Consider the following 14,379-nt stretch of genomic DNA (forward strand, 5'->3'; position numbering starts at 1 on the left):
AATTGTTAATGTCAAAAAAAGGATACCCTATGCACGATATCGCGCCTAGCAACACTGTTCTCTCTGTTCGCAAGTTCAACCGCTTCTATACGCGGGAATTTGGTTTCCTGCGCCGCCATATGCTGCGGAGCGATTATTCCCTCGTGGAATGCCGCATTATCTATGAGCTCGCGCAAACGTCTGGCCTTGCGGCGAAAGACCTTACCACCAGTCTCTCCTTGGACCCTGGCTACCTGAGCCGTACCTTGAAGAAACTCGAGGATGCAGGGCTGGTCACGCGGGAACGCAGCCCACATGACGGCCGGAGCATGATCCTCACCCTCACCGACGCTGGGCGCGCAGAGGCAAAATCACTGGCCGATATGGCAAACGAGGATGTTGCAGCGCGCCTTGAAGATGTAGACGAGGACACGCAGCGTTCGCTCATTGCCTCCATGAAGCATATTGAAGCGGTTCTTGGGGAAGGCACTTCGCCGCTCAAGACCGCTGTCATCCGCACCCACCGCCCTGGCGACCTTGGCTGGGTTGTGCAGGCCCACGGCGAGATTTACTCGACGGAATACGCATTCAACGCTCAGTTCGAAGCGCTCGTTGCCCGGATCGTGACCGATTTTCTGGAGTGTTACGACGCATCTTGCGAACGCTGCTGGATTGCGGAGATTGATGGTGAGCGTGTGGGCAGCATTGTGCTTGTTCGCGAGGCCGACGGTGTGGCGCGTTTGCGGCTGTTCCTTCTGACCAAAGCCGCACGAGGGCTTGGTCTAGGCCAGCGCATGATTGGCGAGTGCCTCGCGTTCGCGCAGAGCGTTGGGTACAAAAAAGTAGTGCTGTCTACTAACTCGGTACTGCACACTGCGCGGCGTATTTATGAGAAGGCAGGCTTCACCCTCGTTGGTGAGGAAGCCACGAACCAATACGGCGAAGGTCATATATTGCAGGACTGGGAATTAACCCTCAGGGATTAGACGGGTCAGAGACCTCTTCGGCGCTGATCTCATTATATTCGCCCGCCTCAAGCAGTCGCTCATAACTCTCCCGAATTGCCTTGCGCACTTCGGGAGATACCTGCCGCCCCGCCGCTAGATAGAATCCAACCGTGCCGCCAACCGCCCGCACAGGCTTGGTGACATCAGGCCTGAAACCTTCGGATTGTCGCAATCGTACATTGGCAGCCGCCGAACTCACATAGAGGTCAGCCCGGCCTGCCAGAACCAGTCGGAAATCCCCCGTACCACTATCGGTGATCGTGGTTACATTCTGCGGCGGGACACCTGCCCAGCCAAGAATATCACAGCTCAGGTCGCCACTGACACAAGCTGCGGTATATTTCCCGGCCCTGAGATCACTGTCCGTAATGTCACGGTAGTCATCTGCGCGGGCATATAAATAGAAATGTGGCTGCGCCAAGGGTACCAGCCAGTCATAGCTGACTTCGCGCTCCGGCGTGCGGGTGATGGTATAGATCAGCGTATTGTCACGGCTTGTGGCGAAAAGCACAGCCCGGCTCCAGGGTAGGAGCACAATTTCATAATCGAGGCCCGCTGCATCCAGTACCTTGCGCACACGCGCTGTTGAGACACCTTCGACCGTGCCGTCCTTCCCAATGAAATTGTATGGGGGGTAGTGTTCCGTATAAACGGTCAACTCCGCTGAATGGGCAGTGGAGCATGACGCGCCAAGCCATAAGGCCGCCAATACTGCCGCTGTCGTCCACATTCGCGCCATACAACACCTTTGTCCATCATCTGCAACACTATTGATAGTAAAGGAGGATTGCGAACGAAGTATTAACAAATTGGCTAGTTTTCAAGGAGATATCAAAGCGCCAGCCCAAGCCCCCCGAGGGCCGCAGCGACCGCAAACAAAGACCACTGTGGCAGCTCTCGGAAGCTTTGTTTCTTCCAAGTCACCAGCACCAGGCTCCATACACAGAAGGCGACCGACAAGGCAAACGCCAGAACGCCAAGTTCCATGGCGTCCGCACGCAGGCCCGCCCAAAGGTAGGCGCCACTCATCACCGCGAGCATGATGGACACCATATGCCAGCAATAATAGTTGGTATATTTGGGCACTTCGTGCAGGTCGCGCGCTTTCAAGAGCGGCTCGGCGACAAACTTGCCACCGAACCAGCAGTGAATAAAACAAATGACCGCCGTCACAGCGGAACCTGAAAGAAAGTATGTATTCATGGGCGAGGCCTTGCATGTGTCATACGCAAAGCCTACGCCCTGATGTCCCTCAACAGAATGGGACTCGGTGCCGCAGGGGCATCATGCACCCAGTTGGTAGGGGCCGCCCTTCTCAATCGCCTTTTTATAGGCGTCGCGCGCCTGCATGCGGCCGAGATAGGCTTTCAAATTGGGGAAATGCTCAAGCGCACCGCCAAGGCTCGCCGCCTCCAGAATGAAGGTGAGCATGATGTCAGCCCCCGTCAGGCTGTCGCCGACAAAAAATGCCTTATCGCCAAGCGAGGACGCCATGTAGGCGAGGTTGTTGCCAATTTCCCCGGCAATACGCGGCTGCAGTGGTGCACCTGCGTCGCCCAGCCGCCGAACATAAAGGCTCAGGATAAGCGGCAGCACGGCTGAGCCTTCAGCATAGTGGAGCCACTCGTTATAGGTCGTGTAACCCGCTTCATCCGCTGCTGGGCCAAAGCGTCCGCCGCCGTACGTGCGCACAAGATAGTCGACGATGGCAGCAGACTCGGCAATTTTCACATCACCGTCCTCCAGCACGGGGGATTTGCCCAAGGGATGCACACCCTTCAGCTCTGGCGGCGCCAGACGTGTTTCGCTGTCACGCGTATAAAAAACGATCTCATAGTCGAGGCCAAGCTCCTCCAGAAACCAGAGAATACGCTGCGAACGGGAATGGTTCAGGTGATGAATTCTGATCATAAAATACCTTCCTCTGCTGAGGTCTGATAGCTGCGGGGCCAAGGCGTAAGCTAGCCTGCAAAACCAAAAATGCAAGGCGCCCACATATGGCCATATCTTTTCATGATATTAGCTGATATCCGAAATCCGGTTGGGGCAACTGCGGGGTTTGTGCTAGGTTGCTCCCTTGAGGGGCGACACGCCCAATACGACCGGCAAGACCGAACAAGGGGCCTAATTCACAATGACTATTGCAATTGAGGATTACTATCCGCAAGAAACTTTTGACCGCATCAAAGCCGTCGCGGACCAGCACGAAACGCCGTTCCTCGTCGTCGATACGAAGGTAATCGACAAAGCCTATGATGAACTGGTCAATGCCTTCCCGATTGCCAAGGTATACTACGCTGTAAAAGCAAACCCGGCACCGGAAGTGATTTCGCTTCTTCGGGACAAGGGTGCCAATTTCGATATCGCCTCTGTTTATGAACTGGACCGCGTGCTCGGCCTTGGCGTCAGCCCTGACCGCATCAGCTATGGCAACACCATCAAGAAATCGCGCGACATCCGCTATTTCTACGAGAAGGGTGTACGCCTTTTCGCAACAGACTCGGAAGCCGACCTTCGCAACATCGCCAAAGCGGCACCGGGCTCCAAGATTTACGCTCGCGTGCTGACCGAAGGCACGCACACAGCCGACTGGCCGCTCAGCCGCAAGTTCGGCTGCCAGAACGACATGGCGATGGACCTGATGGTCATGGCGCGCGACCTCGGTCTTGAGCCTTACGGCATTTCCTTCCACGTCGGCTCGCAACAGCGCGACATCGGTGCCTGGGATGCAGCTATTGCCAAAGTGACCAACATCTTCGAACGCCTGCGTGACGAAGACGGCATCAAGCTCAAGATGGTCAATATGGGCGGCGGTTTCCCCGGCAACTATGTGACACGCGCGCATGACCTGCAAACCTATGCAGACGAAATCACACGCTTCCTCAAGGAAGATTTTGGCGACGACATGCCGGAGATCATTCTGGAGCCCGGCCGTTCGCTCGTCGCCAACGCCGGTATCCTTGTCAGTGAAGTGGTGCTGATCTCGCGCAAGGCACGCATATCGCTGCACCGCTGGCTCTTTACCGACGTAGGCAAATTCTCCGGCTTGATCGAAACCATGGACGAAGCCATCAAATATCCTATCTACACGGAAAAGCACGGCGAGATGGAAGACACCATCATTGCGGGCCCAACCTGTGACAGCGCGGATATCATGTATGAAGACACCAAGGTGCCGCTTCCGCTTAATCTCGCGATTGGCGACCGTCTCTACTGGTTCTCGACCGGTGCCTATACAACAAGTTATAGCGCCATCGAATTCAACGGTTTTCCGCCACTTAAGGCCTATTATATCTAATCAAAGCGTAACTCTTACAATACTCACGCTTGCCCTCAGCGAAATCTGCGTCATAGTGAGGCTGGATTGAAGTCGGAATACTTGGGGCGAGATGGGGTACGCAGCGGATACGAACGCTAGAATTTCACCGGCATGGCTGTTTGTCATGCCGGTTTTCCTCGCTTTTGCGGTCTTTCTGATCGCGGTTCCCTACCCCATTATCAAGCCACCGGTAAACCTTCTGGGCGAAGCCTGCTATTTTTATTCAGAAACTCAGGATGAGTATCCGAATCTGCAGCAGATGGCCGAAGCGCAGAAATGTGATGGCATGCCCGCGCCTTCCCATGAAACTGTATGGCTATCCATCGACACTGCAGAACTTAGCCCGGAGATCGGCACCGAGTATAAACTCGTGCTATTCCGCCACTGGGTTGAAGGCGCAACCGTACGCTTCCAGTATTCTGATGGCACAGCGGTCGGCTATGATCTCGGGCCCTATGATTTCGACAAACACTGGTCAGTCGGAAACTTCGTGACCTTTGATGCGCCCGCGCGGGAGAGCGCTGTTGAACATATCTACCTCGGTCTCGACAACCCCTCCTCCATCAAGCTGTTCCGGCAGCTAAATTTTGTCAAAGCGACCGACTGGCAGCAGCGCGAAGTTACCGGGCACCTGATCATCAGCCTGATCATCGGCGGGCTTTTCGCCATGCTGCTCTATAACATCTCGCTCGCCACTACGCTCCGCTTCGGGTTTCACCTGCAGTATTGCCTGTTTGTATTTTCCATTTTTGTCTACACGGTGATGGCCTACGGCGTGTTTGCCTATTTCATGCCCGGTGTGCTTACGGTCGGGCAGCAGATGAATATCACTATTCTGGCACTTGGTTTGAACGGTATAAGCGGACTACTGTTCCTCAGCGCTTTCATCGAGAAGGGCATATTCCCGAACTGGTGGAACCGTTTCATCGTATGGGCCGGCGTGCCGTTTGTGCTCTGCTCGATCCTTTATGTGACCGCACGCGGTTGGCATGCCGACACTATTGACCTCGCCTTCAACCTGCTGGCGCTGGGCGGCATTCTCGTCATCCTCATTTCGCTTATCATTGCCATCCCGCGCGGAAGTCGGTCAGCAGTGTTTTATGCAGCCGGTTGGCTATTGCCGGTTTTTGGCGTGACCATCCGCATCCTGCGCGGGCTTGATGTCATCCCACACAGTGCCCTTACTGAATTTGCCATGCCCATTGGAATGGCGCTTGAGACCGTCATCCTGTCCCTTGGTATCGCTGACCGTATTTCGCAAATCCGGCGTGAGCGGGACGCCGCGCAAATCGCCACGCAGGAAGCAAAAGCCGCAAACGAGGCAAAGTCCAATTTCCTCGCCCGCATGAGCCACGAAATCCGCACACCGCTCAACGCCATCATCGGCCTCAGTGAACTGACTGCCACGACAGACCTGAATGACAAGCAGCGCAGCTATGTGGGGAACATCAAGGCATCGGGCGATATCCTGCTCGCACTCATCAACGATATCCTCGACTTCTCGAAAATCGAAGCCGGCAAGCTGGACCTTGAGCGCACCGCTTTCAACCCAGCCGCTGTTTTTGAAGTAGCCCGCACCATCGTCGAACCACGCATGCTGGAAAAAGGCCTCGCCCTCGATATTCGCGGGCTGGACGCATTGCCGCGCAAACTATACGGCGATCCAACCCGCCTGAGCCAGATCATCATCAATCTCGCCAACAACGCGGTGAAATTTACTGAGCGTGGGTCGGTTACCATCACGGTCTCATGCACCGACCGCACCGATGGAAAGGCCTTCCTTAACTGCGCCGTGACGGACACCGGCATCGGCATGACCGAGGAGGAGAAAGGCCGCCTGTTCCAATCCTTCTCGCAAGCGGATGAGACAATAGCGCGCCGCTATGGTGGCACAGGCCTTGGCCTCGCCATCTGCAAACAACTTGTTGAAATGATGGATGGCCACATCAGCGTTGAAAGCACGCCGGGCGTTGGCAGTACGTTCAAGTTCAACCTGCTGCTCGACCTCCCTGAGGCAAACGCGCCTCAGCAGGCCCAGACTAATGGCGAGCCTGCAGGCGCAAGCGTTTCGCTTAAAGGCGCGCACATCCTTCTGGCAGAGGATAACCCGGTCAACCGCATGATCGCGCTCAAGCTTCTTGATGCGGCAGGTATCAAAACAGATGTCGCGGAAGATGGCCTTGAGGCCGTGTCACGCGCGTCAGCAACCCGCTACGATGCCATCCTGATGGACCTGCAAATGCCAGGCCTTGATGGCACCGCAGCGGCAGCCAAGCTGCGTGAGACCGACATCAGCAAACAGGTCCCGATCATTGCGATGACCGCCAATGTTTCAGAAAAAGACCGCGAGCTGTGCATGAAGGCCGGCATGAACGACCATATCCCCAAGCCGTTCAAGCCGGATGAGCTTTATGCCACCTTGGCAAAGTGGCTGAACTGAAATATCAGCGCGGCGAATATTGGAACACGACGGTCGCGAGTGGCGGCACCGTGATCAGCGCTGAATAGGGCTGGATGTGCCACGGCACTGATTCCGCCTCAACACCGCCACCGTTGCCAACATCTGAACCACCGTAAAAATGCGAATCCGTGTTCAGCTTCTCAGCCCAGAAACCACGGTACGGGAACCCGACACGGTAGCTATGCCGCACAACGGGTGAGAAGTTGCACACCACAAGGCATGGCCTGTTCACCCCGCCCTTGCGCAGGAAGGAGATGATATTGTCCTGCGATGCGCCGCCATCCACCCACTGAAAGCCGTCCGGCTCACAGTCCTTGCGGTGTAGGGCTGGCGTGTCGCGGTATAGGCGGTTGAGGTCACGTACAAGGTTCTGGATATTTTTGTGGTCTGCATTTTCAAGCAGATGCCAGTCCAGGCTGCTGTCAGCGTCCCACTCACGTTCCTGCGCAAACTCGCCACCCATGAACAGGAGCTTCTTACCCGGATGGGTCCACATGAAACCGAAATAGGCCCGCAGATTGGCGAATTTTTGCCAGCGGTCACCGGGCATGCGGCCAATCAGTGAGCCTTTACCGTGCACCACCTCATCATGGCTCAGCGGCAGGATATAGTTTTCGGAAAAGGCATACTGGATACCGAAGGTAAGCTGGTGGTGATGATGCTTCCTGTGCACGGGCTCATGCGACATATAATCAAGCGTGTCATTCATCCAGCCCATGTTCCACTTGAAGCCAAAGCCGAGGCCACCATCATAGACAGGGGTTGAAATTTTGGGGAAAGCCGTGGATTCTTCCGCAACCGTAATGATCCCGTCATTGAGGCCGTAGGCGCGCTCATTCATGCCGCGCAGCATGGCAATGGCGTCATAGTTTTCGTTGCCGCCATGTTCGTTCGGGATCCATTCACCCTCTTTCCGGCTATAGTCGAGGTAGAGCATGGAGGCGACCGCATCCACGCGCAGGCCATCAAGATGATATTCTTCGAGCCAGAAATGCGCGTTCGATATCAGATAGTTTGCCACCTCCCGGCGGCCGAAATTGAAGATCAGCGTATTCCAGTCAGGATGGAAGCCCTTGCGCGGGTCGGCATGCTCAAAAAGATGCGTGCCATCAAACTTTACAAGGCCATGATCATCCGCTGGGAAATGCCCCGGCACCCAATCAAGGATGACACCAATTTCCGCCTTGTGGCAGGCGTCAATGAAAGCCTTGAACTCTTTCGGTGTGCCAAAGCGACGCGTGGGCGAATATAGCCCCACCGGCTGATAGCCCCATGAGCCATCGAACGGGTGTTCCGTCACCGGCATCAGCTCGATGTGGGTGAAACCCATATCCTTGACGTAGGGGATCAGGCGCTCGGCAAGCTCAGCATACCCCATGAACGGGTTTTCTGCGTTCCAGGTTCGCATCCACGAACCCAGATGCACCTCATAGATGGACATCGGCGCGTGGATATTCTGCCGCGCACCGCGGTCAGCCATCCAGCCACTGTCGTTCCAACCGTAGCCGTCCAATGCGCGCACGACAGATGCCGTATTGGGTCGGTATTCCGTCCCGAACGCAAAGGGGTCAGCCTTCAGCGGCAATTGTTTTCCGCCACCGTCAAAAATGCAGAATTTATAGTGCGCGCCGTCGCCAATCCCGGGGATGAACAGCTCCCAGACACCGCTGGCGCCGCGGCACCGCATCACATGTTGTGCGCTGTTCCAGTGGTTAAAGTCACCCACCAGCGCCACGCGTGATGCCCCCGGCGCCCACACCGCAAAGCGTGTACCTGCAATTCCCTCATGCTCGCACACATGCGCACCAAGGCAGGTGAAGACGCGCTCGTGTGTACCTTCCGACAGCAGATGTAGGTCTAGGTCGCCGACTGTAGGGCCATATTGGTAGGGGTCGTCATAAAACCAGCTGTTGCCGTGCGCGCCAACTTTCAGGCGGTAGCCCCCTTTGGCTTTTGACGGCGCAAGTTGCCCCTCAAAAATACCGGCGTCATGAATACGGCGCAGTTTTACAAGCGAGGTGGACCCACTTCTGGTGCACACCTCCATCGTCTCAGCGCCCGGCACAAAGGACCGGATAATCGTGCCACCCTCATAAGGGTGGCGACCAAGGCAGGCAAAGGGCTCGGCGTGGCGCCCGCGCGCCAGCGCCTCAAGTTCATCCTGGTTCAAGGTTGGCGACATCGTCGCCGCATCCGCCTTACGCGCCATCCGGCAGGGCTTTCCAAATATCGCGCGCGTAACCGCGGATTGTACGGTCTGCCGAGAACCAGCCCATATTGGCGGTGTTCAAAATGGCTTTACGGTGCCAGTTGTCCACGTCCTTGAATTCCTCATCAATGCGGCGCTGGATGTCCCAGTAGGCAGCGAAATCAGGCGTTACCTGGAAATAGTCGTGGGCGAGGATGTTGTCCACGATGCCCGCGAACCGTTCGGTGTCCCCGTTTGAGTAGAAACCGGACGAGATGTGTTTGACCACATCCTGCAAGCGCGGGGTTTCCGAAACCGTAATCCATGGCTGGCAGCCCTGTTGCTGGCGCTGCGCCACCTCATCCGCTTCCATGCCGAAGATGAAGATATTCTCATCCCCCACATGTTCCTTGATCTCCACGTTGGCGCCGTCGAGCGTGCCGACCGTGAGTGCACCATTGAGCGCAAACTTCATGTTGCCGGTGCCTGAGGCTTCAAAGCCTGCGGTTGAAATCTGCTCCGACAGGTCGGCGCCGGGGATCAGTTCCTCGGCGGCGGAGACATTATAGTTCGGCAGGAACACGACCTTGAGGAGGTCGCCCACCTCTTCGTCATTATTCACCTTCACCGACACATCGTTGATGAGCTTGATGATAAGCTTGGCGAGCGTATAGCTGGGCGCCGCTTTACCAGCAAAAATCTTCACCCGTGGCTGCCAACCCGCGTCCGGATTTTCCTTGATCGCCTGATAGAGCGCCATGGTTTCAAGCGCGTTCAGAAGCTGGCGCTTGTATTCGTGGATGCGTTTGATCTGAACATCGAACATGGCGGTCGGGTTGACCTTGATGCCCGTCTGCTTCTCAATGAAGGCTGCCAGTCGCACCTTGTTCTCAGCTTTCACACCCGCGAACTTTTTGCGGAAGGCCTTGTCGTCCGCGTAAGCCGCGAGATCTGAAATATTCTCCAGGTTCTCAATCCACTTGTCGCCGATTGTCTCGGTGATCAGGTCTGCGAGCAGCGGGTTGCATTCCAGTAGCCAGCGCCGCGGCGTGATGCCGTTGGTCTGATTGAGAATACGGTCCGGATAAATCTCATGCAGGTCCTTGAACACGGTCTTTTTCATCAGTTCCGTATGCAGGGCCGACACACCGTTCACATGGCTTGAGCCAATGAATGCAAGATTGCCCATGCGCACCCAGCCGCCGTGGTGAGGGTCAATCACTTTCATCGGGTCGAGATTCTTGCCGTCAAACTTGGCGCCCACTTCCGCGGTGAACAGATTGTCGATCTCACGGATGATTTGCAGGTGGCGCGGCAGGCAGCGTTCAAACAGCTCCAGCGGCCATTTCTCTAGCGCTTCGGGCAGCAGCGTGTGGTTGGTATAGTGAAGCGTGGCGCGCGCGATTTCGAACGAGCGCACAAACTCCATGCCATATTTGTCAACGAGCAGGCGGACAAGTTCCGGCACAGCAATCGCCGGGTGTGTGTCGTTCATCTGCACCGCAACATGCTTCGGCAAATCGGCCAAATCTTTGTTGTCGAGCAGGAAGCGCCGCAGGATGTCCTGCAAGCTGGCGGAGGTGAAAAACACCTCTTGCTTGAGCCTAAGCTCGCGCCCTTCAGCGGTGTGGTCACCCGGATAGAGCACCTTGGTGATCGTCTCCGCGAGGATCTGCTGCTGCGACGCCGCCATGAAGTGCCCCTGGTTGAACTGGTGCAAATTGAGCACCTCAGCCGAACGGGCTGACCAGAGGCGGAGCGTATTCACATGCTTGCCGCCCCAACCGGCGATGGGCGTATCAAACGCGCCTGCTAGGATACGCTCTGACGGTGTCCAGACCATCTTGCCGTTTTGGTCCCGGTGCACAGCGCCGCCAAATTCAACCGAATATTCGACTTCCGGCCGGTGAAACTCCCACGCGTTCCCGAAGATGAGCCAGTCTTCCGGCTCCTCGAGCTGCCAGCCGTCCTGAAAGCTTTGGCGGAAAATGCCGTGCTCGTAGCGGATACCGTAGCCGATGCCTGCCACGCCGACCGTGGCCATGGAGTCCATGAAACACGCGGCAAGGCGACCAAGGCCACCGTTACCCAGCGCCGGATCAGGCTCCGACGTCAGGATATCACCAAGCTTGTAGCCAATACTGTCAAAGAAGACCTTGGCGTCTTCCGTTAGGCCCATATTCGCAATCGCGTCTTCTAGCAGCCGACCGATCATGAATTCCATCGACAGGTAGTAAACGCGTTTTTGTTTTGATTTATAGATACGGCGGGTGGTTTCCATCCAGCCGTCGACCATTCGGTCCCGAATCGCCAATGACAGTGCAACACACCAGTCACGGGCCACCGCGTGGGATTGATCCTTGCCAACGGAATAGACCAGATGGCGCTCGACTGCATCTCCCAGCGGGACAGCAGAGGCAGACGTCTTGGGCATGGTATTGTCTGAGGTTGTCATATTATTTTAGCCTTGTCGCAGTAGAGGGAGGACAGCATGTCATTGGTAATAGCAGAAGAGTAAAAGCCAATTTGTGACATCCGGTTTACACAGCCGCGCAAGTTTCGCGTGAAACAAATTTCGAAACATTCGACACAGTTTACGATTCTTTTATTGCGCAATCGATTGCGGTTTTGCAAGAGTGTTACAAGCCCAGACACCGACCGCAACACTCGAATATCGGGGGACATGTCTTGAAAACAACAGTATCCGCGCCCTATGCCCGCCACACCATGGCTTATGTCCTTGCCGGAGGGCGGGGCAGCCGCCTCAAGGAACTCACAGACAAACGGGCAAAACCCGCGGTCTATTTTGGCGGCAAAAGCCGGATCATTGATTTCGCGCTCTCGAATGCCATGAATTCAGGCATTCGCCGCATCGGTGTCGCGACACAATACAAGGCGCACAGCCTGATCAAACACCTGCAGCGCGGCTGGAACTTCTACCGCGCGGAACGGAACGAAAGCTTCGACATCCTACCCGCAAGCCAGCGTGTGTCCGAGACCCAGTGGTACGAAGGCACTGCCGACGCCGTATTCCAGAACATCGACATCATCGAATCATATGCACCCAAATTCATGGTCATCCTCGCGGGCGACCATGTCTATAAAATGGACTATGAGATGATGCTCGAGGAGCATGTGAACTCGGGCGCGGATGTCACCATCGGCTGCCTTGAGGTAACGCCCGAGGAAGCCAAGGGCTTTGGCGTCATGCATGTTGATGACGATGACTATGTCACCGCCTTCCTCGAAAAACCTGAAAACCCGCCAACCATTCCGGGCAAGCCGGGTGCATGTCTTGCGTCCATGGGCATTTATGTGTTTGAGACCGAGTTTCTGTTTGAACAGTTGCGGCGCGACGCGGCCGATCCCAATTCCTCCCGCGATTTTGGCAAGGACATCATCCCTTACCTAGTGGAGCACGCCAAGGTCTTCGCACACCGCTTCACCAAATCCTGCATCCGCAGCGTGCCGGGCGGTGAAGCCTACTGGCGCGACGTTGGAACAGTAGACAGTTACTGGGAAGCGAACCTTGATCTCGCCACCATTGAACCGGGCCTTAATCTCTATGACCGCGAGTGGCCGATCTGGACCTATGCCGAGATCACGCCACCCGCGAAATTCATCCACGACCAGGACGGTAGGCGGGGTGCCGCAATCAGCTCGCTTGTGGCGGGTGGGTGTATCGTATCCGGCACCCATATTGAAAGCTCGCTCCTGTTCACCGGCGTGCACACACATTCCTACAGTCGGCTGTCGAAAGTCGTTGCCCTGCCCTATGCCAACATCGCCCGGGGTGCGCGGCTCGCGAACTGTGTAATCGACCGTGGCGTTCAAATACCGCGCGGGCTTGTTGTGGGCGAAGACCCGGAAGAGGATGCACGCCGTTTCCGCCGTACGGAAAAAGGCATTTGCCTCATCACCCAACGAATGATCGACCAACTGGAGCTTGACTAATGGCCCCAAGGCCAAGCCGCGTTCTTTTTGTTGCCTCTGAGTGTTTCCCGCTGATCAAAACCGGTGGCCTCGCCGATGTGATTGGCGCGCTGCCACTTGCGCTCAGCACTGAAGGATTTGATGCCCATGTGCTGCTGCCCGCCTTCCCAGCAGTGAAAGCCGCGGCGGCATCACGCCGCAAGTTCGCCGATCTGGAAGACCTGTTTGGCGGCAGCGCCACGATCTATAAGGCGACGTCATCCAACGGCCTCAAACTCTTCCTGCTGGACGCCCCGCACCTTTTTGACGTGGAGGGGAACCCCTATCAGGGACCAGATGGCAAGGACAGAGCCGATAATTTCCGCCGTTTTGCCGCCCTCGCCTACGCAGGGGCCGAGCTTGCCGCCGGCAATATCAGTGACAAGTTCACTGCCGATGTGCTGCACGCCCATGACTGGCAGGCGGGTCTTACGGCCGCCTACCTGAAAGCCGCGGGTAACACCGCCGTCAAAACCGTGTTCACCATTCACAACCTCGCGTTCCAGGGCTTGTTCCCGAAGGCCGCGTTCGCGAGCCTTGGCCTGCCAGCCACCATGTTTTCGCCAGAAGGCTTCGAGTATTGGGATCAGGTAAGCTTTCTCAAGGCAGGCATTGTCTATAGCGACTGGGTCACAACCGTGAGCCCCACTTATGCGTTCGAGATACAGACCGACGACGGCGGCATGGGCCTTGGCGGCCTGCTCAAAAGCCGCAACAACAAATTGTCCGGCATCCGCAACGGCATTGACACCCTGATCTGGGACCCGGCCAGCGATGATGCGTTGCCGCACAGTTTCAGCGCACGCGCGCTCGCTGGCAAAGCCAAAAACAAGGCGGCACTGCAGCGGGAATTTGGACTTGAAGAAAACCCGGACGCACCCCTGTTTTGTGTCGTGAGCCGGCTGACCGAACAAAAGGGCCTCGACCTTCTCGCGGGTGCGATACCGCATATTGCCGGGAATGGTGGACAGCTTGCGGTGCTTGGCTCGGGCGAAAAGTCGCTTGAGGGTGTGTTCCAGAATGCGGCGATCAAATACAAAGGCGCAGTCGGCGTGCGTATCGGCTATGACGAGCCGCTCGCCCACCGCCTTCAGGCTGGCGCGGACGCCATTTTTGTGCCCTCCCGGTTTGAGCCCTGCGGCCTGACCCAGCTTTGTGCGCTGCGCTACGGCACGGTACCGATCGTGGCCCGCGTGGGCGGTCTTGCTGACACCATCGTGGACGCGAATGAGGCTGCGCTAATGGCTGGGGCCGGAAACGGCGTTCAGTTCTCGCCAGTCAATTTCGATATGCTCACCGGCGCAATTGACCGCTTTTTCTCACTCTACCGTGACCCGGCGGTGTTCGCCGCACTCAGGCAACGCGCGATGAAACAGGATGTAAGCTGGGCGCTTCCGGCCAAGGACTATGCCTCCATATACACCCGCCTCAAGAGCGCAGCAGCATAGGGCCA

10 protein-coding genes are annotated in these 14,379 nt (G+C 56.6%); 5 read left to right on the forward strand and 5 right to left on the reverse strand.

All coding sequences use genetic code 11. The features are described 5' to 3' along the window. The first annotated feature begins 29 nt into the window (after positions 1-29). Entirely contained in the window at positions 30-965 is a 936-nt protein-coding gene (locus B150_RS0118275) for a bifunctional helix-turn-helix transcriptional regulator/GNAT family N-acetyltransferase (RefSeq protein WP_020401402.1), read from the forward strand. Here the strand turns inward: B150_RS0118275 and B150_RS22765 are convergent. From B150_RS22765 to B150_RS0118290, 3 genes are all read right to left on the reverse strand, one after another. Beyond that, a complete protein-coding gene (locus B150_RS22765; RefSeq protein WP_081611534.1) occupies positions 955-1,725 on the reverse strand; it encodes a substrate-binding periplasmic protein in 771 nt (256 codons plus the stop codon). The genes B150_RS0118275 and B150_RS22765 overlap by 11 nt on opposite strands. 92 nt (positions 1,726-1,817) lie before the next feature. Then, complete coding sequence (locus B150_RS21855) at positions 1,818-2,189, reverse strand: hypothetical protein (protein ID WP_020401404.1); 372 nt, start codon at positions 2,187-2,189, stop codon at positions 1,818-1,820. 81 nt (positions 2,190-2,270) lie between these two features. Beyond that, entirely contained in the window at positions 2,271-2,897 is a 627-nt protein-coding gene (locus tag B150_RS0118290) for a glutathione S-transferase family protein (RefSeq protein WP_020401405.1), read from the reverse strand. Positions 2,898-3,120: 223 nt separating this feature from the next. Between B150_RS0118290 and B150_RS0118295 the strand changes: the two genes are divergently transcribed. Next, positions 3,121-4,284 (forward strand): type III PLP-dependent enzyme, encoded by a 1,164-nt coding sequence (locus B150_RS0118295; protein WP_020401406.1) that lies wholly within the window; start codon positions 3,121-3,123, stop codon positions 4,282-4,284. A 91-nt stretch (positions 4,285-4,375) separates the two neighbouring features. Next, on the forward strand, positions 4,376-6,745 hold the full coding sequence (locus tag B150_RS22770; RefSeq protein WP_081611535.1) for an ATP-binding protein: 2,370 nt from the start codon (positions 4,376-4,378) through the stop codon (positions 6,743-6,745). Positions 6,746-6,749: 4 nt separating this feature from the next. On the opposite strand, the gene glgB is transcribed toward B150_RS22770, so the two are convergent. Both glgB and B150_RS0118315 read right to left on the reverse strand, forming a co-directional pair. Further along, positions 6,750-8,975 carry a 1,4-alpha-glucan branching protein GlgB gene (glgB, locus tag B150_RS0118310; RefSeq protein WP_020401409.1) on the reverse strand — a complete coding sequence of 742 codons (2,226 nt, stop codon included), beginning with the start codon at positions 8,973-8,975 and terminating at the stop codon, positions 6,750-6,752. Continuing rightward, positions 8,965-11,388: a glycogen/starch/alpha-glucan phosphorylase gene (locus B150_RS0118315; protein WP_155860143.1), complete on the reverse strand. Its 2,424-nt coding sequence runs from the start codon at positions 11,386-11,388 to the stop codon at positions 8,965-8,967. The genes glgB and B150_RS0118315 overlap by 11 nt, the downstream gene beginning before the upstream one ends. A 254-nt stretch (positions 11,389-11,642) precedes the next feature. Between B150_RS0118315 and glgC the strand changes: the two genes are divergently transcribed. Together glgC and glgA are read left to right on the forward strand one after the other, a co-directional pair. Further along, positions 11,643-12,908, forward strand: a complete 1,266-nt coding sequence (gene glgC / locus B150_RS0118320) for a glucose-1-phosphate adenylyltransferase (RefSeq protein ID WP_020401411.1) — start codon at positions 11,643-11,645, stop codon at positions 12,906-12,908. Further along, positions 12,908-14,374 carry a glycogen synthase GlgA gene (glgA, locus tag B150_RS0118325; RefSeq protein ID WP_020401412.1) on the forward strand — a complete coding sequence of 489 codons (1,467 nt, stop codon included), beginning with the start codon at positions 12,908-12,910 and terminating at the stop codon, positions 14,372-14,374. Before glgC ends, glgA begins: the two co-directional genes overlap by 1 nt. Positions 14,375-14,379 lie beyond the last annotated feature (5 nt).

The sequence above is a fragment of the Kordiimonas gwangyangensis DSM 19435 = JCM 12864 genome, assembly GCF_000375545.1.
Taxonomy (GTDB): domain Bacteria; phylum Pseudomonadota; class Alphaproteobacteria; order Sphingomonadales; family Kordiimonadaceae; genus Kordiimonas; species Kordiimonas gwangyangensis.

What these genes read in the sequence shown, in the direction of transcription:
- B150_RS21855 (WP_020401404.1), bottom strand. Translation starts at nt 2,189, where the DNA reads ATGAATACATACTTTCTTTCAGGTTCCGCTGTGACGGCGGTCATTTGT.
- B150_RS22770 (WP_081611535.1), top strand. Translation starts at nt 4,376, where the DNA reads ATGGGGTACGCAGCGGATACGAACGCTAGAATTTCACCGGCATGGCTG.
- B150_RS0118295 (WP_020401406.1), top strand. Translation starts at nt 3,121, where the DNA reads ATGACTATTGCAATTGAGGATTACTATCCGCAAGAAACTTTTGACCGC.
- B150_RS0118315 (WP_155860143.1), bottom strand. Translation starts at nt 11,388, where the DNA reads ATGCCCAAGACGTCTGCCTCTGCTGTCCCGCTGGGAGATGCAGTCGAG.
- glgB (WP_020401409.1), bottom strand. Translation starts at nt 8,975, where the DNA reads ATGGCGCGTAAGGCGGATGCGGCGACGATGTCGCCAACCTTGAACCAG.
- B150_RS0118290 (WP_020401405.1), bottom strand. Translation starts at nt 2,897, where the DNA reads ATGATCAGAATTCATCACCTGAACCATTCCCGTTCGCAGCGTATTCTC.
- B150_RS0118275 (WP_020401402.1), top strand. Translation starts at nt 30, where the DNA reads ATGCACGATATCGCGCCTAGCAACACTGTTCTCTCTGTTCGCAAGTTC.
- glgA (WP_020401412.1), top strand. Translation starts at nt 12,908, where the DNA reads ATGGCCCCAAGGCCAAGCCGCGTTCTTTTTGTTGCCTCTGAGTGTTTC.
- B150_RS22765 (WP_081611534.1), bottom strand. Translation starts at nt 1,725, where the DNA reads ATGGCGCGAATGTGGACGACAGCGGCAGTATTGGCGGCCTTATGGCTT.